Raw genomic sequence first — 18,180 nt, forward strand, 5'->3', positions numbered from 1 at the left:
TCTTTGTAATCCTTGCAGGCCAGCTCGCAGGTTTTGCACCCGGTGCAGCGGCTGGAATCAATAAAAAATCCATACTGGGTTGTCATCGGTTACTCCTTACGCCTTTTCAACCTGAACGAGGTTTGTGTGGGATGGGTTGCCCTTCGCCAGCGGCGACGGACGCTGCGTAGTGAGAACGTTGATGCAGCCCGCCTGATCGATACGGTTCGCATCCGGGTTATACCAGGCCCCTTCCCCCAGCGCGACAACGCCAGGCATCATGCGCGGCGTCACTTTAGCTTCGATATGGACTTCGCCACGCCCGTTAAAGATACGTACGCGATCGCCATTGCTGATGCCGCGCGCTTTCGCATCCATCGGGTTGATCCACATCTCCTGTCGGCAGGCCGCTTTCAGTACGTCAACGTTGCCGTAGGTAGAGTGAACACGCGCTTTGTAGTGGAAACCGGTCAACTGAAGCGGGAATTTCTTCGTCAGCGGATCGTTGTAGTTTTCGAATCCAGGCGTATAAATCGGCAGTGGATCGATAACATCCCCTTCCGGCAATTCCCAGGTTGCGGCAATTTTTGCCAGCTCTTCGGAGTAGATCTCGATTTTGCCCGACGGCGTGGTCAGCGGATTGGCCTGCGGATCCTCTCGGAAGGCTTTATACGCCACATGATGCCCTTCCGGATCGCGCTGCTTATACATGCCCTGCTTGCGGAAGGTGTCGAAGTCCGGCAGGTCAGGAATGGTCTTGCGGGAGAGCTCGTACAGATGGCGCATCCACCCTTCCTGAGTACGTCCTTCGGTGAACTGCTGCTCAACACCAAGACGTTTTGCCAGCTCGGAAGTCATCTCATAGATGGTTTTGCACTCGAAGCGCGGTTTGATGGCCCGATCAGTGAAGATCACGTAGGACATGTTGCCGCAGGAGGCGTCCAGCGCGAAATCCATTTGCTCAGATGCGGTGCAGTCTGGCAGTAGAATATCGGCATACTTCGCCGACGAGGTCATGTGACAGTCGATCACCACAATCATTTCGCACTTCTTATCATCCTGCAAAATTTCATGAGTGCGGTTGATTTCAGAGTGCTGGTTGATCAGACAGTTACCGGCATAGTTCCAGATCATTTTGATCGGCACGTCCAGCTTATCTTTGCCCCGGACACCGTCACGTAGCGCGGTCATTTCCGGGCCGCGCTCGATCGCGTCGGTCCACATAAACATGGAGATGCTGGTCTGAACCGGGTTATCCAGCGTTGGCATACGTTCAAACGGTACTTCATATGAACCTTCACGCGCGCCGGTGTTGCCGCCGTGAATACCGACGTTGCCGGTCAGAATCGAGAGCATAGAAATAGCGCGGGTGGCAATTTCGCCGTTTGCGTGACGTTGTGGTCCCCAGCCCTGGCTTATATAAGCCGGTTTTGCTGAACCAATTTCACGCGCCAGCTGAACAATGCGCTCAACCGGAATACCGGTGATAGTGGACGCCCACTCAGGCGTTTTCGCTATGCCGTCGCTGCCCTGACCAAGAATATAGGCTTTGTAATGCCCGTTCGCCGGTGCGCTGGCTGGCAGGGTCTTCTCGTCGTAACCCACGCAGTATTTATCCAGGAACGGCTGATCGACGAGATTTTCCGTAATCATCACATACGCCAGCGCGTTCACCAGTGCTGCATCCGTGCCCGGACGGATGGGGATCCACTCGTCTTCACGTCCTGCCCCGGTATCGGTATAGCGCGGATCGACGATAATCATGCGGGCATTGGATTTGGCGCGCGCCTGCTCAAGATAGTAGGTTACCCCGCCGCCGCTCATACGCGTTTCGCCCGGGTTATTACCGAACAGCACCACCAGTTTACTGTTTTCGATATCGGACGGGCTGTTACCGTCTGCCCAGCCGCCGTAGGTGTAGTTCAGACCAGCAGCAATCTGGGCGGAAGAGTAGTCACCGTAGTGATTAAGATAACCGCCGCAGCAGTTCATCAGTCGGGCGACAAGCGTTTTACCGGGTGGCCAGGAACGGGTCAGGGTACCGCCAAGCGTCCCGGTGCCGTAGTTCAGGTAGATGGATTCGTTGCCGTACTCTTTGATCAGACGCTGCATGTTGGTCGCGATGATATCGTAGGCTTCGTCCCAGCTAATACGCTCGAACTTCCCTTCCCCGCGCTTACCGACACGCTTCATCGGATATTTCAGACGATCCGGGTTATAGACGCGACGGCGCATCGAGCGTCCTCGCAGACAGGCACGAACCTGATGTAACCCTTCGTAGTTATCATCCCCGGTATTATCGGTTTCGACATATTTGATTTCACCGTCCACTACATGCATACGCAGGGGACACCGGCTACCACAGTTAACGGTACAGGCACTCCACACCACTTTTTCCGGGGCTGAAGCGGGAGACAGAGCCTCCGCCGCCGACGCCAGTCGGGTAAAAGGGAGCGTAAAGGCGCTGCTGGCTACCGCCAGACCGCCTATTGCCGTGGTTTTCATCAATCCACGGCGAGTGACCTCGGCAGCCATAAACGCTTCAGGCGCTTTGATTTTCATAAAGACTCACTTTGGTTGCTCACAAAGAAAAGAGAGGCGGTGTAAACCGCTATACATTTTTATATATAACGAATTGCTAGGTTATTGGTGTTTTATGCTTACTTTCATTCGGAGAAGTATTACTACTTTAGAGTGAGGAGGTATTGCGTCGTATCAATTCAGAGGAATAAAAAAAGCGCCCGAAGGCGCTTTTATGCGTAAGTGCAAAATCATTAACCGATGTACTGCTGACCTTTCATGTATGGACGCAGCACTTCAGGGATCTCAATACGGCCGTCAGCCTGCTGGTAGTTTTCCAGCACAGCAACCAGCGTACGGCCTACAGCCAGACCAGAACCGTTCAGGGTATGAACCAGACGGGTTTTCTTGTCAGATTTGCTGCGGCAACGCGCCTGCATACGTCGTGCCTGGAAATCCCAGACGTTAGAGCAGGAGGAGATTTCACGGTAGGTGTTCTGAGCAGGCACCCATACTTCGAGGTCGAAGGTTTTGCAGGCGCCGAAGCCCATGTCACCGGTGCACAGCGCCATACGGCGATATGGCAGGCCCAGCAACTCCAGCACTTTTTCTGCGTGGCCGGTCATCTCTTCCAGTGCGTCCATAGACTCTTCCGGACGAACGATCTGCACCATTTCAACCTTATCGAACTGGTGCATACGGATCAGGCCGCGAGTATCGCGACCGTAGGAGCCCGCTTCAGAACGGAAGCACGGAGAGTGCGCGGTCAGTTTGATTGGCAGATCGTCTTCGTCGATGATTTCATCACGCACGAGGTTGGTCAGCGGCACTTCTGCGGTAGGGATCAGCGCGTAGTTGCTGCTGTCTGCTTCTTCGTCCAGCGGACGGGTGTGGAACAGATCGCCGGCAAATTTCGGCAGCTGGCCGGTACCGTACAGCGTATCGTGGTTAACCAGGTAAGGAACGTAGGTTTCGCTGTAGCCGTGCTGCTCGGTATGCAGATCCAGCATAAACTGCGCCAGCGCACGGTGCAGATGGGCAATCTGGCCTTTCATGACGACGAAACGAGAGCCGGTCAGCTTAACCGCAGCCGCAAAGTCCAGGCCCGCGTGCATTTCGCCCAGCGTCACGTGATCGCGCACCTCGAAGTCAAACTCGCGAGGCGTACCCCAGCGTTTCACTTCGACATTGTCGTTTTCGTCTTTGCCGACAGGCACGCTGTCATCAGGAATATTCGGGATCGCCAGGGCGATATCACGAATTTCAGCCTGAAGAACGTCCAGTTCAGCTTTCGCCTGATCCAGCTCTTCACCCAGTTTGTTCACTTCCAGGCGTAATGGCTCAATATCTTCCCCGCGCGCTTTCGCCTGGCCAATGGATTTCGATCGAGAATTACGCTCTGCCTGCAGATTTTCAGTTTGTACCTGCAAAACTTTACGACGCTCTTCAAGAGCGCGCAGCTTATCTACATCCAGCTTAAAGCCCCGGCGTGCCAGTTTTTCAGCGACTGCGTCTGGCTCATTACGCAGCAGATTGGGATCGAGCATGCTTATCCTGTGCTTATCGAATTAAAAGAGGAAAAAGTGACCACAGCCTGCGGCCACAGAGATATATTGCCAACATTACCGCAACGATTGAACTAACGGTAGCGTTTTATAGGGCTATTTTGATCCTGTCCGGCAAGCCAGGCGAGCTTTTCGCCAATCTTACCCTCAAGACCTCTGTTTGTGGGGTGATAATAGCGGGTTTGTGCCATCTCCTGCGGGAAATACTCTTCGCCGGCGGCGTAGGCGTTGGGTTCGTCATGGGCGTAGCGATACTCCTGTCCATAACCCATCTCTTTCATCAGTTTGGTTGGCGCATTGCGCAGATGAACCGGCACATCGTAGTCCGGGCGCTCGCGCGCGTCCGACATTGCCGCTTTGAAAGCAGTATAAACTGCATTGCTTTTCGGCGCGCAGGCCAGATAGACAATCGCCTGTGCAATCGCACGCTCACCCTCCGCAGGCCCGACGCGGGTAAAGCAGTCCCAGGCGGAAATAGCAACCTGCATGGCGCGCGGATCGGCATTACCGACATCTTCTGACGCAATGGCCAGACAGCGACGCGCGACATATAACGGATCGCCACCGGCGGTAATGATACGCGCGTACCAGTAGAGCGCCGCATCCGGGGCGCTGCCGCGCACGGACTTATGTAATGCAGAGATCAGGTCATAAAAACGATCTCCTTTATTATCGAAGCGCGCGCTGCGTTCACCGGCTATTTCGGTCAGCAGTTCAGGTTTCAGTACGCGCTTGCCGGCATCGTCCACTTCGGCCATATCGGCCATCATTTCCAGCGTGTTCAGCGCGCGACGCGCATCGCCGTTGACCAGTTCAGCGATGGCACGTCGTGTGTCGTCCGGCAGAACGATATCCTGTCCGCCGTAACCCCGCGCGTTGTCCTCCATCGCCTGGGTCAGAACCTTTTCGATATCCTCTGTGGTCAGGGATTTAAGCAGGTAAACGCGGGCGCGGGAAAGCAGCGCGGAGTTGAGTTCAAACGACGGATTTTCAGTGGTGGCGCCGATGAAAAAGATCGTGCCGTCTTCAATGTGCGGCAGGAACGCATCCTGCTGGCTCTTGTTGAAGCGGTGGACTTCATCGACAAACAAAATGGTGCGACGCCCGGCATTGCGGTTTTGCCGCGCCCGCTCGATCGCCTCGCGTATCTCTTTAACACCCGACGTTACCGCAGAAATGCGCTCAACGTCTGCACTGGCGTAACGGGCGATCACTTCAGCAAGGGTGGTTTTGCCGGTGCCGGGTGGCCCCCAGAGGATCATCGAGTGCAGATGCCCCGCCTCAATAGCGCGCGGCAAGGGTTTTCCCGCAGCCAGCAGATGCTGCTGGCCGATATACTGCGCTAAGTTTTCTGGCCGCATGCGGGCGGCCAGAGGTTGAAACGCATTATCTGAAAAATCGAGCGACAGGTTGCTCACTCATGCCTCTTACTTATTACGTTGGTCGTCCACCGTTACGCCCTGCGGCGGGGTAAAGGTGAATTTAGAAGCATCTACAGCGCCGTTTTGCTGAGACTTAAGCTGATAGCTACTGCGCTGATCGTCCTGCTCAACCGCACCGAACTGATTAATGGTTCCGTTGCTGCTCACGTTAATAGTGAACTGCTTCAGGTTACCGTTGCTGCCTTTTGGCGTCAGGACGAACTCATCACCGTTTTGTTTAATGTTGTACTGCTGCCAGTCGCTGGACTGGTTACGGGCAATGAGCATAAACGGCGTATTGCTGGTCGCGTCTTTCAGCCAGGTAGCGGTCGCCTGCTCGACAAACGGGTTGTAGAACCACAAGGTTTTCCCGTCGGACACCAGAACGCTTTCATCCGGCTGGGTCATGTGCCAGTTGAAGAGATTCGGGCGCTTCACCCACAAATCCCCCTGACCTTCCTGCACCGCGTTGCCGCTGCCGTCAGTCACTTTTTGCGTGAAGCTGGCGTGGAAGCTACTCACTTTATCCAGTCGGCTTTTAAGGTCGCTGGCTGCATCAGCCCAGACGCTGCTGGCAACAAAACTGGAGAGTAATGCACAGGCGATGGCGATTTTTTTCATTGTTATTCCTTAAAATACGTCTTCCCGATATGGGGGTTCCGTTTCCATTCTGGACCTGCCCGAAGGCAGGCGACAGAAGAATATGCTTAATTTTTGCTGATTTACCCTTCTTTGCAATCGTTGAAGGTTAATCAAACGGCGGTGGCGCCAGCACCTCACGGTTACCGTTATGTCCCTGTTCGCTCACGATGCCCTGCGCTTCCATCTGCTCGATAATACGCGCCGCGCGATTGTAGCCGATGCGGAACTGACGCTGCACACCGGAGATGGAAGCCTTACGTTTTTCGGTGACGAAATTAACCGCCTGGTCAAATAACGGATCCAGCTCTTCGCCGCCGTCAAAACCACCGCCCCCACCTTCGCTTTCGCTGTCGGAGGTAATGCCGTCAACGTATTGCGGACGTCCGCGCGCTTTCCAGTCCTGCACCACCGCGTGTACTTCCTGGTCGCGTACAAACGCACCGTGAACGCGCACCGGCGAGGTAGAGTTCGGGCCGGAATAGAGCATATCACCCATCCCCAGCAGAGACTCGGCACCACCCTGGTCAAGGATAGTACGCGAGTCAATTTTACTCGACACGGTAAACGCGATACGGGTCGGGATGTTTGCCTTAATAAGACCGGTGATAACGTCTACGGACGGACGCTGCGTTGCCAGCACCAGGTGGATGCCCGCCGCACGCGCTTTCTGTGCCAGGCGCGCAATCAGCTCCTCCACCTTCTTGCCAACGGTCATCATCAGGTCGGCGAATTCATCCACCAGCACCACGATGTAAGGCAGTTTTTCCAGCACCGGATGCTGGGCATCCATGCTGTCACCCGGTTTCCAGTATGGGTCCGGAATCGGACGGCCCATGCGCGCCGCCTCGGCGATTTTCTCGTTATAACCGGCCAGGTTACGCACGCCCAGCGCAGACATCAGCTTGTAGCGACGCTCCATTTCATTGACGCTCCAGCGCAATGCGTTGGCAGCGTCCTTCATGTCCGTTACCACTTCCGTTAACAGGTGCGGAATGCCTTCGTAGACGGACAGTTCGAGCATTTTCGGGTCGATCATGATGAAACGCACATCTTCAGGCTGCGCTTTGTAGAGCATGCTGAGGATCATGGCGTTCACACCGACCGATTTGCCGGAACCGGTGGTACCCGCAACCAGCAGGTGCGGCATCTTCGCGAGATCGGCCACCACCGGATCGCCGGCGATATCTTTACCCAACACCACGGTCAGCGGCGACGGGTTGTCGCGGAATTTGGTGTTATCCAGAACTTCACGCAGATAAACGGTCTGGCGCTTTTTGTTTGGCAGCTCAAGGCCCACGTAAGGCTTGCCTGGGATCACTTCCACCACACGTACCGCCACGGTCGACAGTGAACGCGCCAGGTCACGCGACAGATTAGAAATACGCGCCGCTTTTACACCCGGCGCCAGGTTCAGTTCGAAACGGGTGATCACCGGACCCGGTGAGTAGTTCACTACGTCCGCTTTAATACGGAAGTCAGCCAGACGTGCTTCTACCAGACGGGCCATTTGCTCGAGGGCAAAGGTATCAACCGGCTCCACTTCTGCTGGCGGCGGCGTTAACAGATCCAACGATGGCAGCGGCGTGCTTGGGCGTTGCAGCGGACGGCTGTCTCCGTTACGCATCAGCAGCGGGTGAATCAGGCTTTCCTGCGCCTGTGGTGCGGGCTGCTGGAACTGCGGCTGCGGCGGTTGTGCCGGTGGGGTATGCGGCTGCGCATAAGCCTGCGGCGCTGGCTGTTGTGGCTGCGCATTAACCTGTGGCGCTGGCGCCTGACGTACCGGTTCCGCTTCCGGCATCACGCTCGGCGTAAACAGCGGTTCGCTCGGACCGTCATCCACCAGATCTTTCATCGGTGAAAATTCAAAATCCGAGAGCGAGAACGGGTTTGCTCCTGAAGGCTGCTCACCGGAATAACGTTGCTGCTGCGTGGCCGCAAACTGACGCGCTAATTCCGCTTCGGCAGCATCATCCTCATCCTGCTGAGAATGAACATCGTGTTGGTACTCATTCCCGTAGCGCTGCGTCTGCTGGGCGGCAAACTGACGCGCCAGCTCATCCTGATGCAGTTCGTCGGCATCATCTTCGTAGTCGGATTCACGGGCTTTCTCTTCCGCCATACGCTGGGAAGGCAGTTTAATGCCATAAGAGGCAAGCTCACGGCGCGTCGGTACGCGCACGCGGTTAGGGCGTGGCAACTGTGGACCAATGCCCTCTTTCACCTGCGGACGCGGCGCACCATCGCTTGCCGGGCTGAATAGCGGAGTGGATGCGGCAGCGGCTGCCGTCGCCTGCTTCACGGTTTCCGCTCCCGACGCTACGGCTGGCGCTGGGTCTACAGGTGCAACGCTCGCAGAAGGCGCTTTTACAACAGGCTCCTGCACCGGCTCAGGCACGGGCTGATACCAGGCGGCAAGCTGCTCGCGCTCGCGGGCACGGCGCTCCTCCACTTCTTCAAAATAGTACAATGGCGGACGGGATGGCTTCGCTTCCTCCACCGCTTCGGGTTCAGGCGCCGGCGCAACGTATGGCTGTTCAGGTACAGCGGGTTCGGGTGTATAAGCCTGATACGGCTGTTGCGGCTCGCTGGCAGGCTCAGGCGGCTGATAAGGTTGCTGCCACTGTTCCTGCTGCACAGGAATATAGCTTTCTGGCTCAGGCGCAATGGTCGGTTCAGGCGTATGAACGCCCGGTGCAGTCTGCCAGTCTACCTGCGGTTGCTGGATCGCGGACTCGGGTGCAGGAACAGGCGAGGACGGCATCACGGCTTCGACAGGCGCAACATGAACCTGCGCGGCCGTCGTAGCGGCAGCAGCAGCGGCTACCGGTTCAGTCACGGAATGGCCATGCAACAGCGGATCGTATTCGTCATACTCACCCGGCGTGGCTCGATGACCAGAGAACAGCACGTCATCAGGATCAACGGCCGCACCGCGATACTCGATCTGTTCGTCTTCATCCATACGTTTGCCGGAGAAAAGCGCAGCATCCGTCTTACGGCCTAACGGGTTAGCAAATTTTTCAGCCACGCGCTGGCGGCGCGCCAGGGCACCGCGCAGAATACGGGCACGGCGGGATTCACGACGCTGCACAGGGGCCTCGTCTTCCTCTTCGTACTCATCTTCGTATTCGTATTCGTCTTCATCGACCCACGTATCGTCGCGACGGGTGCGATTGCTGGCAAACGTCAGCAGGGTCAGAATAAAGCTGCCAATCTTCTCCGCTATGCTCACCCAGGACCAGCCGGTAAACAGCGTCAATCCCGCCGCCCAGATACAGAGCAGCGCCAGCGTGCCGCCGCTGCTGTGAAGCATTGGTTGCAGCGCGGAACTTAGCAGGCTGCCAATCACCCCGCCAGAGGCGAAATACCAGATATCATCGGCATTGATCGCCGCCAGCCCACAGGAAGTGAGGATTAACGCCAGGGCGCCAATCAGACGCAGCGAAACGGCAAAATAATCGATGTAATCGTCGTTTTGTCGATGACGCCAGGCAAACCAGCATCCGCCAATAATAATGACAGGAAGGGTATAGGCCATCACACCGAAAATGAAGAAAAGCGTGTCCGCAAGCCAGGCGCCGGGTACACCACCTAAGTTATGGATAGGCTCATGCCATGCGGTTTGCGACCAGCTGGGATCTGAGGGGTTGAAACTGAGTAAGGCAGCCATCAGCCAGACGGCAAAAAGGGCAATAACAATCAGTAACGCCTCAAGGAGACGACGTCCGCTGCTTAGCTTAGATAACGTGACTTCTTTGTCTTCAGTGTATTCCTGGCTCAAGAAAGGCTCTCCAGGTATCAGGCATGTCCTGCCTGTGTGCTAAAACGGACAACAGTGCCGGGTATCCCCGGCACTGTTGCTGTATGGATTAACAGGAGTGTAATCAAACTACGCTGATTTTGCACCTGTTCCGTGTTAGCGCGTCTTAATAACCAGACGATTGCTCTGTTTGACCTCTTCCATCACCACGTAAGTACGGGTGTCGTTCACGCCCGGCAGACGCAGCAGGGTCTCACCCAACAGCTTACGATAGGCGGACATATCAGGCACACGGGTTTTCAACAGGTAGTCAAAATCACCGGAAACCAGATGACACTCTTGAATTTCTTCAAGTTTTTGTACAGCGGCGTTAAATTGCTCAAACACATCCGGCGCACCACGATTCAGAGTAATCTCAACAAATACCAGAAGTGAGGCATCCAGATAATGCGGGTTAAGCAGAGCCGTATAGCCCTGAATAAAACCCTGTCTTTCCAGTCGACGCACACGCTCAAGGCACGGCGTCGGGGAAAGTCCCACACGTTTTGAAAGCTCGACGTTGGAAATACGCCCATCCTTTTGCAATTCATTAAGAATGTTACGATCGATACGGTCGAGATCTTTGCCAGGGCGCTTCTTGCTATCTACCATTATTATTGTCTCTCTGTATTCCTTCCCTACTCCTGCCTGGACCCTGTGCACATCACTGTTCAGAGCCTGTACCCGTTATTCATCACATCGCCTGGTTATGTATTAGACGCGATGTGGATTCGGGTTCTGCGGTAAGAAGACCGTTGCCCGAAAGCAGTCACAGACATCACGTATGGCGTCTGTCCACACCATGCGTAGATTTCACTGACCCGGTAAAAATGGCATTTCCGTGCATGTCTATGCGGCAAGCACTTCGTGCGTCTTTTTCTCTTCCTTGAATGTTTTCGCAAAAGCGCAGGGGATTGTCAAAGCAAAACATCGATTTTTAGTACAAGATGCCGGATATTCATTACGGAGGGGGATTAATCCTCATTTTATTGCCTTATAAACGCGCGGTTTTCAGTAGCAGACGTGATGTGACCGCACCTGACCCATAGGGTGCACCTATTGCATATATCGGAAGCAAAACGGTCGCGCTCTTTTTTTACGGCAACAAATTCCCTACAATCCAGCCCATTGCCTGCCAACAACAATGGGGATCTCATGGGCACGACCAAACACAGTAAGCTGCTAATCCTTGGTTCTGGACCTGCGGGATATACCGCAGCGGTCTATGCTGCACGCGCTAACCTGCAACCGGTATTGATCACCGGGATGGAAAAAGGCGGTCAGCTGACCACCACCACGGAAGTGGAAAACTGGCCGGGCGACCCGAACGACCTGACCGGGCCGCTACTGATGGAGCGCATGCACGAGCATGCCACCAAATTCGACACTGAAATCCTGTTCGACCACATTAATAAAGTGGATTTGCAGAATCGTCCGTTCCGCCTGACGGGGGACAGCGGCGAGTACACCTGCGATGCGCTGATCATCGCCACCGGCGCCTCTGCCCGCTATCTCGGCCTGCCGTCTGAAGAAGCGTTCAAAGGACGCGGCGTATCTGCCTGCGCCACCTGCGACGGTTTCTTCTATCGCAATCAGAAAGTTGCGGTTATCGGTGGCGGCAACACCGCTGTGGAAGAAGCGCTGTATCTGGCAAACATTGCCTCTGAAGTACACCTGATCCACCGTCGCGAGACCTTTCGCGCGGAGAAGATCCTGATCAAGCGCCTGATGGACAAAGTGGCGAGCGGCAACATTGTGCTGCACACCAACCGTACGCTGGAAGAAGTGACCGGCGATCAGATGGGTGTGGCGGGACTGCGTATCCGTGATACCGAGAACACCGATAACGTCGAAACGCTGGAAGTGGCGGGCCTGTTTGTGGCAATTGGTCACAGCCCGAACACGGCTATCTTCGAAGGCCAGCTGGAGCTGGAGAACGGCTACATCAAAGTGCAGTCTGGCATTCACGGCAACGCCACTCAGACCAGCGTTCCGGGTGTCTTCGCGGCTGGCGACGTGATGGACCATATTTATCGTCAGGCGATCACCTCTGCGGGCACCGGCTGTATGGCCGCGCTGGACGCAGAACGCTACCTGGACGGACTGGCTGAACAAGGTAAATAATCTTTACAAGTCAGTAACAAACGTAAATAAAGGCGGCCACTGGTCGCCTTTATTTTTGCTCACGTGTAACATGCAGATGTCTAATTTCTTATAACGTCACCTGCAAAGTACGCAATGGAAAAAACCCGTCAACAAGAGTTAACCCGCTGGCTGAAACAGCAAAGCGTTCTGTCCCGCCGCTGGCTTATGATTTCCCGCGTTCTGGGATTTATCAGCGGTCTGTTGATTGTTGCCCAGGCATGGCTGCTGGCCCGCATTCTCAACCATATGATCATGGAGAACATCCCGCGCGAAGCGCTGCTGTTGCCGTTTATCGTTCTGGTGCTGATTTTCGTTCTGCGTGCGTGGGTGGTCTGGCTACGCGAGCGGGTTGGGTTCCATGCCGGGCAGCACATCCGCTATGAGATCCGCCGCAAGGTGCTCGATCGGCTTTCGGAAGCCGGTCCCGCGTGGATCCAGGGTAAGCCAGCCGGCAGCTGGGCGACGCTGATCCTTGAGCAAATCGACGATATGCACGATTACTATGCGCGGTATCTTCCCCAGATGGCGCTGGCGGTATTTGTGCCCCTGCTGATTGTTATCGCCATCTTCCCGGTTAACTGGGTGGCGGCGTTGATCCTGCTGGGTACCGCCCCGCTCATCCCGCTTTTTATGGCGATGGTCGGCATGGGTGCGGCAGATGCTAACCGCCGCAACTTCCTGGCGCTGGGCCGGTTAAGCGGTCATTTCCTGGACCGTCTGCGCGGAATGGAAACCTTGCGGATCTTTGGTCGTGGTGAAGCGGAAACCGAAAACATTCGTCTTGCCTCGCAGGATTTTCGTCAGCGCACGATGGAAGTGTTGCGCATGGCCTTCCTCTCGTCCGGCGTGCTTGAGTTCTTCACCTCCCTGTCGATTGCGCTGGTGGCGGTTTATTTTGGTTTCTCCTACCTCGGCGCGCTGGACTTTGGTCACTACGGTACGGCGGTCACGCTTTCCGCCGGGTTCCTGGCGCTGATCCTGGCCCCGGAATTTTTCCAGCCGCTGCGCGATCTCGGCACCTTTTACCATGCCAAAGCGCAGGCGGTGGGTGCTGCCGACAGCCTGAAAACCTTTATGGAAACACCGCTGGCGCATCCTGAGCGCGGTGAAGTGACGCTGAATACGAACGATCCGGTGACCATTGAAGCACAGGATTTTTCTGTTCTGTCGCCTGAAGGCAAAGTGCTGGCAGGTCCGCTGAACTTTACCCTGCCCGCCGGGCAACGTGTGGTGCTAGTGGGCACCAGCGGTTCAGGTAAAAGCTCATTGCTGAATGCGCTATCAGGCTTTATGGCCTACACCGGATCGCTGCGTATCAACCAAACGGAGCTGCGCGAGCTCGATCCTGATGCCTGGCGTAAACAGCTAAGCTGGGTGGGGCAAAACCCGCAGTTGCCTGCCCCGACGCTCCGCGAGAATGTGCTGCTGGCACGGCCGGATGCGCGTGACGATGAGCTGCAATCGGTTCTCGACCGCGCATGGGTGAGCGAATTCCTGCCGCTGCTTGCGCAGGGTGTGGATACCGTCATTGGCGATCAGTCTGCCGGGCTGTCGGTCGGCCAGGCACAGCGCGTCGCGGTTGCCCGTGCGCTGCTAAACCCCTGTTCGCTAATGCTGCTGGACGAACCCGCGGCCAGCCTGGACGCTCACAGCGAGCAGCGCGTGATGGATGCGCTTAACGCCGCCTCGCGCCAGCAAACCACCCTGATGGTGACCCACCAGCTGGAAGGTATTGCCGACTGGGATCGGATCTGGGTGATGGAAAACGGACACATTGTTGAGCAAGGCGATTACGCCGCGCTTGTTGCCGCGCAGGGGCCGTTTGCGACCCTGCTGGCGAACCGTCATGAGGATATCTGATGCGCGCCCTGCTTCCCTATCTTGCACTGTATAAACGCCACAAATGGATGCTGACGCTCGGGATCGTGCTGGCAATCGTCACTCTGCTGGCCAGCATCGGCCTGCTTACGCTTTCCGGCTGGTTCCTCTCCGCGTCTGCGGCCGCAGGCTTTGCCGGGCTGTACAGCTTTAACTACATGCTGCCTGCCGCCGGGGTGCGCGGCACGGCGATTACGCGAACTGCCGGGCGCTACTTCGAGCGTCTGGTCAGCCACGACGCGACCTTCCGCGTGCTGCAACACCTGCGTATTTATACGTTCAGCAAACTGCTGCCCCTCTCCCCTGCCGGGCTGGCACGTTTTCGCCAGGGCGAATTACTCAACCGCGTGGTCGCGGATGTGGATACGCTGGATCACCTCTACCTGCGCGTCATTTCCCCTATGGTAGGCGCGTTTGTGGTGATTGTCGTGGTCACGCTGGGGTTGAGTTTCCTGGATGTTTCCATCGCACTGACGCTCGGCGGCATCATGCTGATGACGCTGATTATTCTGCCGCCCCTGTTTTATCGTGCAGGTAAAACCACCGGGGAAAACCTGACGCGCCTGCGTGGAGAATACCGCCAGCAGCTCACCGCCTGGTTACAGGGACAGGCCGAGCTCACCCTTTTTGGCGCCAGCAAACGCTACCGCGCCCGTATGGAAAATACGGAGCTGAACTGGCATGAAGCCCAGCGTCGCCAGTCCGAGCTGACTGCATTCTCCCAGGCACTAATGATGTTAATCGGCGGTATTGCCGTTATCGCCATGCTCTGGATGGCCTCCGGTGGCGTGGGCGGTAACGCGCAGCCCGGTCCGCTCATTGCGCTGTTTGTTTTCTGTGCCCTGGCAGCCTTCGAAGCCTTAGCCCCGGTCACGGGCGCGTTTCAACATCTCGGCCAGGTCATTGCCTCTGCGCTGCGCATTACGGACATTGCCGAGCAGGAGCCGGAAGTGACGTTCAGCGCCGGTCAAACCGCCGTGCCGGAGCAGGTCTCGCTGACGCTCAGCAACGTCACCTTCGCCTACGACAAGCAGGCGCAAAATGCACTGGAAGACGTCAGCCTGTCTGTTGATGCCGGGCAACGCATTGCGATCCTTGGCCGTACGGGATGTGGCAAATCGACCCTTCTGCAACTCCTCACGCGCGCCTGGGACCCGCAGCAGGGCGAGATACGGCTTAACGATATTCCGCTGTCTGGTTTTAGCGAAGCGGCCTTGCGTAAAACGGTCAGCGTCGTGCCCCAGCGGGTGCATCTGTTCAGCGCTACGCTACGCGATAATCTTCTTCTGGCGGCACCAGACGCCTCCGACGATACGCTGCGGACGATGCTGGAACAGGTTGGGCTGCACAAGCTGCTTGAGGACGACGGGTTAAACAGCTGGCTGGGTGAAGGGGGTCGACAGCTTTCCGGCGGCGAACTGCGTCGTCTGGCCATTGCGCGTGCGCTGCTGCACGATGCGCCGCTGATGTTGCTGGATGAACCAACAGAAGGTCTGGATGCGACAACAGAGAGTCAAATTCTTGATTTACTGGCAAATGTGATGAAAGGCAAAACCGTGCTGATGGTCACTCACCGCCTGCGCGGACTGGTGAATTTCGATCGGATAATTGTGATGGACAACGGACACATAATTGAGCAAGGTAGTCACGCAGAGCTGCTGGCAAAACAGGGTCGCTACTACCAGTTTAAACAGCGCCTGTAGACTATATTTGTAGCGTCCTCTCTCGCGTACTGGAGTTCTGTTGTCATGCGCCTGGTGCAGCTTTCTCGCCATAATATTGCGTTCCCTTCACCGGAGGGGGCGCTGCGTGAACCTAACGGGTTGCTGGCTCTGGGCGGCGATCTCAGCCCGGCACGACTCTTAATGGCTTACCAGCGCGGCATCTTCCCGTGGTTTTCCCCCGGCGACCCGATTTTATGGTGGTCTCCCGACCCGCGAGCCGTGCTGTGGCCCGGGCAGTTTCACCTGAGCCGCAGCATGAAGCGTTTTCACGCAAAATCGCCCTATCGCGTTACGCTCAACCACGCCTTCGGGCAGGTCATTGAAGGCTGCGCTGAAGATCGTCACGAAGGCACCTGGATAACCCGCGACATCATTATCGCCTACCACCAGCTTCATGAGCTGGGCTACGCGCATTCCATCGAAGTATGGAAAGAGGATGACCTCGTTGGCGGAATGTACGGCGTGGCGCAGGGCACGCTGTTCTGCGGCGAGTCGATGTTCTCCCGCGCCACGAATGCGTCGAAAACCGCGCTGCTGGTTTTTAGCCAGGAATTTGCCCGACGTGGCGGGCAGCTGATGGATTGTCAGGTGCTGAATGAGCACACCGCCTCGCTCGGTGCCGTAGAAATCTCTCGCCGACACTATATCGAACAGCTTGAACAATGCCGAAAAGAGACTCTTCCGCGCGATTTTTGGGTTCCCCGAACGCTCTTTATGCCCAATGCCTAAATGTTTTCCGCATATTTTTTATGAGGGTGTTATAATTACGCCGCAGAGTAGCTTCTGCCTGTTGCCCCGCCGCCGTTTGGGACCCTCGCTTCAGATAACGTCCTTACGTTTATCCTGTCGTCTCCCCTTTACGAATGCGCTTTCCGTTCGGTTGTACCGTGACGCTTGGGCAATACGCTGAGACTGTTTTGCTGCGTTTTAAACGCGCAATTCTTTACTTAATTGAGGAATTTCGGCATTATCTTGCCGGTTCAAAACTTGGTAGTGATACCCCAGAGGATTAGATGGCCAAAGAAGACAATATTGAAATGCAGGGTACCGTACTTGATACGTTGCCTAATACCATGTTTCGCGTAGAACTGGAAAACGGTCACGTGGTAACTGCGCACATCTCCGGTAAAATGCGCAAAAACTATATCCGCATTTTGACGGGCGACAAAGTGACTGTTGAACTGACCCCGTACGACCTGAGCAAAGGCCGCATTGTCTTCCGTAGTCGCTAATTGTTTTCGCCTGTAATGGCAGATGAATATTAAATAAGGCCGGGATTTTCCCGGCCTTATTTTTTTGTAGTGCAGTCGATTATTTGAACAATAAATTGGCGATTCGTTTCAGCTTCAGAGCTACCTGCTCGACAGTGCAGAAAGTAAGGAGGCGGGAGACCTTATTTTCTATTTTGCTAAGCTGCGTGTACGGCAGTGCACAAAAAAGAGCGTGAATCACTGACTAAGGCCGTTTCTAAGCTGCCTGTACGGCAGTGAACTGGAAGAAAACAGCGCTATCTTATTGTTATTAAGGCAACTAAGCAACGTTAACAGGCTAAACCCTTTTTTCTGCAATGAAAAAGTCAACATTATAAATCAATAAGTTATAATGCATCTCAAAAAAAGGGTTTCTCCGTTGTCGCCAGGGGACAGCCCCTGGCGGTTCGCACTCCACTCAAGAAATAACAAAAATTCCCGTTCCAGCATCAGGAGGTAATATCACATCTACCGCCATTGAATGCGTGATGTCATGCAGCAGTCCCGTCAGGTACGGCAACATATCGCGTTCAAAATGCGAAACCAGCAGCACGTGGTTTAACGCCCGGCAGTAGTCACATTTCGTTTCGGTATCTTCCAGCAACCACTCTTTTTGTCGCGGTTGTTCCGACTCGTTCTCAAATTCCACCACCTGAAAGTCACGCATTGATTGTGTAAGGCCGGTTTTCATTTCTTCCATGTAGGCTCCAAGGCAACGGCAAACGGGCTGCGTTTGTGGGAGCGAATGACAGTCGAGCAGGATTTCAGTGAGCAGGTTGCAGCGTTCGGCAAGAGTTGGGAGATCGGGGTTAAGGGAGAGTTCGCTGTAAAGCTGAGAAAGATTGTTATTTTCCATTTGATTATGACTCCGTGTGAAATGATGAGATCTCCACCCGAACGCCAACTCAGGTGGCAGACTGAACCGGTTTGGCGTACCGACCCACACGGGAAAATCGGCGCTTCAAAAGAAGCCCCGGTTCAGCCCACCATAATTGAGTCTGCGGATTATATCGCTAGCTTTCAAAAGTGTGAACGAACCTGATGATAGTTGAACGTATCAACATCATTTCTCGTGTGTAATCAGGACGCCAATCCCGACACCTGATTTTGCAGGTGCGCCGCCATTTTATGCCTGTGAATTTATCCAGCAATAAACCTCGAAAGAAACTGGAAAGCGTCTCGCAAAATTCCTCTGCGACCTGTTGCCCTCACCCCAGCCCTCTCCCACGGGGAGAGGGAGAAAAACGGGCATAAAAA

At 55.5% G+C, this 18,180-nt stretch carries 13 protein-coding genes; 5 read left to right on the top strand and 8 right to left on the bottom strand.

The window, feature by feature from the left end; translation table 11 throughout:
- The 7 genes from G6Q29_RS04230 to lrp all read right to left on the bottom strand — a co-directional run.
- Positions 1–86 (bottom strand): 4Fe-4S binding protein (locus G6Q29_RS04230; protein WP_001628926.1); only part of this gene is annotated, 86 nt, incomplete at its 3' end.
- Between the two features lie 10 nt (positions 87–96).
- Complete coding sequence (gene dmsA / locus G6Q29_RS04235; RefSeq protein WP_165464656.1) at positions 97–2,541, bottom strand: dimethylsulfoxide reductase subunit A; 2,445 nt, start codon at positions 2,539–2,541, stop codon at positions 97–99.
- 212 nt (positions 2,542–2,753) lie between these two features.
- The gene (gene serS, locus G6Q29_RS04240) at positions 2,754–4,046 is read right to left on the bottom strand and encodes a serine--tRNA ligase (RefSeq protein WP_008499983.1); all 1,293 of its coding nucleotides are present in this window, start codon (positions 4,044–4,046) and stop codon (positions 2,754–2,756) included.
- A gap of 92 nt (positions 4,047–4,138) precedes the next feature.
- The gene (gene rarA / locus G6Q29_RS04245) at positions 4,139–5,482 is read right to left on the bottom strand and encodes a replication-associated recombination protein RarA (protein WP_165464657.1); all 1,344 of its coding nucleotides are present in this window, start codon (positions 5,480–5,482) and stop codon (positions 4,139–4,141) included.
- A gap of 9 nt (positions 5,483–5,491) precedes the next feature.
- Positions 5,492–6,106, bottom strand: a complete 615-nt coding sequence (lolA, locus tag G6Q29_RS04250) for an outer membrane lipoprotein chaperone LolA (RefSeq protein ID WP_003858270.1) — start codon at positions 6,104–6,106, stop codon at positions 5,492–5,494.
- Between the two features lie 127 nt (positions 6,107–6,233).
- Positions 6,234–9,908 carry a DNA translocase FtsK 4TM domain-containing protein gene (locus G6Q29_RS04255; protein ID WP_165464658.1) on the bottom strand — a complete coding sequence of 1,225 codons (3,675 nt, stop codon included), beginning with the start codon at positions 9,906–9,908 and terminating at the stop codon, positions 6,234–6,236.
- Positions 9,909–10,043: 135 nt separating this feature from the next.
- Positions 10,044–10,538, bottom strand: a complete 495-nt coding sequence (gene lrp, locus G6Q29_RS04260) for a leucine-responsive transcriptional regulator Lrp (RefSeq protein ID WP_000228469.1) — start codon at positions 10,536–10,538, stop codon at positions 10,044–10,046.
- A 543-nt stretch (positions 10,539–11,081) separates the two neighbouring features.
- Here lrp and trxB point away from each other — a divergent pair.
- From trxB to infA, 5 genes are all read left to right on the top strand, one after another.
- Positions 11,082–12,050 carry a thioredoxin-disulfide reductase gene (gene trxB, locus G6Q29_RS04265; RefSeq protein WP_165464659.1) on the top strand — a complete coding sequence of 323 codons (969 nt, stop codon included), beginning with the start codon at positions 11,082–11,084 and terminating at the stop codon, positions 12,048–12,050.
- A 114-nt stretch (positions 12,051–12,164) separates the two neighbouring features.
- Positions 12,165–13,931, top strand: coding sequence for a heme ABC transporter permease/ATP-binding protein CydD (gene cydD / locus G6Q29_RS04270; RefSeq protein WP_165464660.1), 1,767 nt, complete (start codon positions 12,165–12,167; stop codon positions 13,929–13,931).
- A complete protein-coding gene (cydC, locus tag G6Q29_RS04275; protein ID WP_165464661.1) occupies positions 13,931–15,652 on the top strand; it encodes a heme ABC transporter ATP-binding protein/permease CydC in 1,722 nt (573 codons plus the stop codon). The genes cydD and cydC overlap by 1 nt, the downstream gene beginning before the upstream one ends.
- A 45-nt stretch (positions 15,653–15,697) precedes the next feature.
- Positions 15,698–16,402 carry a leucyl/phenylalanyl-tRNA--protein transferase gene (gene aat, locus G6Q29_RS04280; RefSeq protein WP_165464662.1) on the top strand — a complete coding sequence of 235 codons (705 nt, stop codon included), beginning with the start codon at positions 15,698–15,700 and terminating at the stop codon, positions 16,400–16,402.
- A 284-nt stretch (positions 16,403–16,686) separates the two neighbouring features.
- Positions 16,687–16,905 (top strand): translation initiation factor IF-1, encoded by a 219-nt coding sequence (gene infA / locus G6Q29_RS04285; protein WP_002211347.1) that lies wholly within the window; start codon positions 16,687–16,689, stop codon positions 16,903–16,905.
- Positions 16,906–17,341: 436 nt separating this feature from the next.
- Here the strand turns inward: infA and G6Q29_RS04290 are convergent, their stop codons facing one another.
- Entirely contained in the window at positions 17,342–17,779 is a 438-nt protein-coding gene (locus G6Q29_RS04290) for a hypothetical protein (RefSeq protein ID WP_165464663.1), read from the bottom strand.
- Between the last annotated feature and the right edge of the window lie 401 nt (positions 17,780–18,180).

This window comes from Enterobacter cloacae, assembly GCF_011078175.1.
Lineage (GTDB): Bacteria > Pseudomonadota > Gammaproteobacteria > Enterobacterales > Enterobacteriaceae > Enterobacter > Enterobacter cloacae_Q.

Excerpts from the sequence above, each read along its gene's own strand:
- dmsA (WP_165464656.1), bottom strand. The coding sequence starts at position 2,541 with ATGAAAATCAAAGCGCCTGAAGCGTTTATGGCTGCCGAGGTCACTCGC.
- serS (WP_008499983.1), bottom strand. The coding sequence starts at position 4,046 with ATGCTCGATCCCAATCTGCTGCGTAATGAGCCAGACGCAGTCGCTGAA.
- lolA (WP_003858270.1), bottom strand. The coding sequence starts at position 6,106 with ATGAAAAAAATCGCCATCGCCTGTGCATTACTCTCCAGTTTTGTTGCC.
- lrp (WP_000228469.1), bottom strand. The coding sequence starts at position 10,538 with ATGGTAGATAGCAAGAAGCGCCCTGGCAAAGATCTCGACCGTATCGAT.
- trxB (WP_165464659.1), top strand. The coding sequence starts at position 11,082 with ATGGGCACGACCAAACACAGTAAGCTGCTAATCCTTGGTTCTGGACCT.
- cydD (WP_165464660.1), top strand. The coding sequence starts at position 12,165 with ATGGAAAAAACCCGTCAACAAGAGTTAACCCGCTGGCTGAAACAGCAA.
- cydC (WP_165464661.1), top strand. The coding sequence starts at position 13,931 with ATGCGCGCCCTGCTTCCCTATCTTGCACTGTATAAACGCCACAAATGG.
- aat (WP_165464662.1), top strand. The coding sequence starts at position 15,698 with ATGCGCCTGGTGCAGCTTTCTCGCCATAATATTGCGTTCCCTTCACCG.
- infA (WP_002211347.1), top strand. The coding sequence starts at position 16,687 with ATGGCCAAAGAAGACAATATTGAAATGCAGGGTACCGTACTTGATACG.
- G6Q29_RS04290 (WP_165464663.1), bottom strand. The coding sequence starts at position 17,779 with ATGGAAAATAACAATCTTTCTCAGCTTTACAGCGAACTCTCCCTTAAC.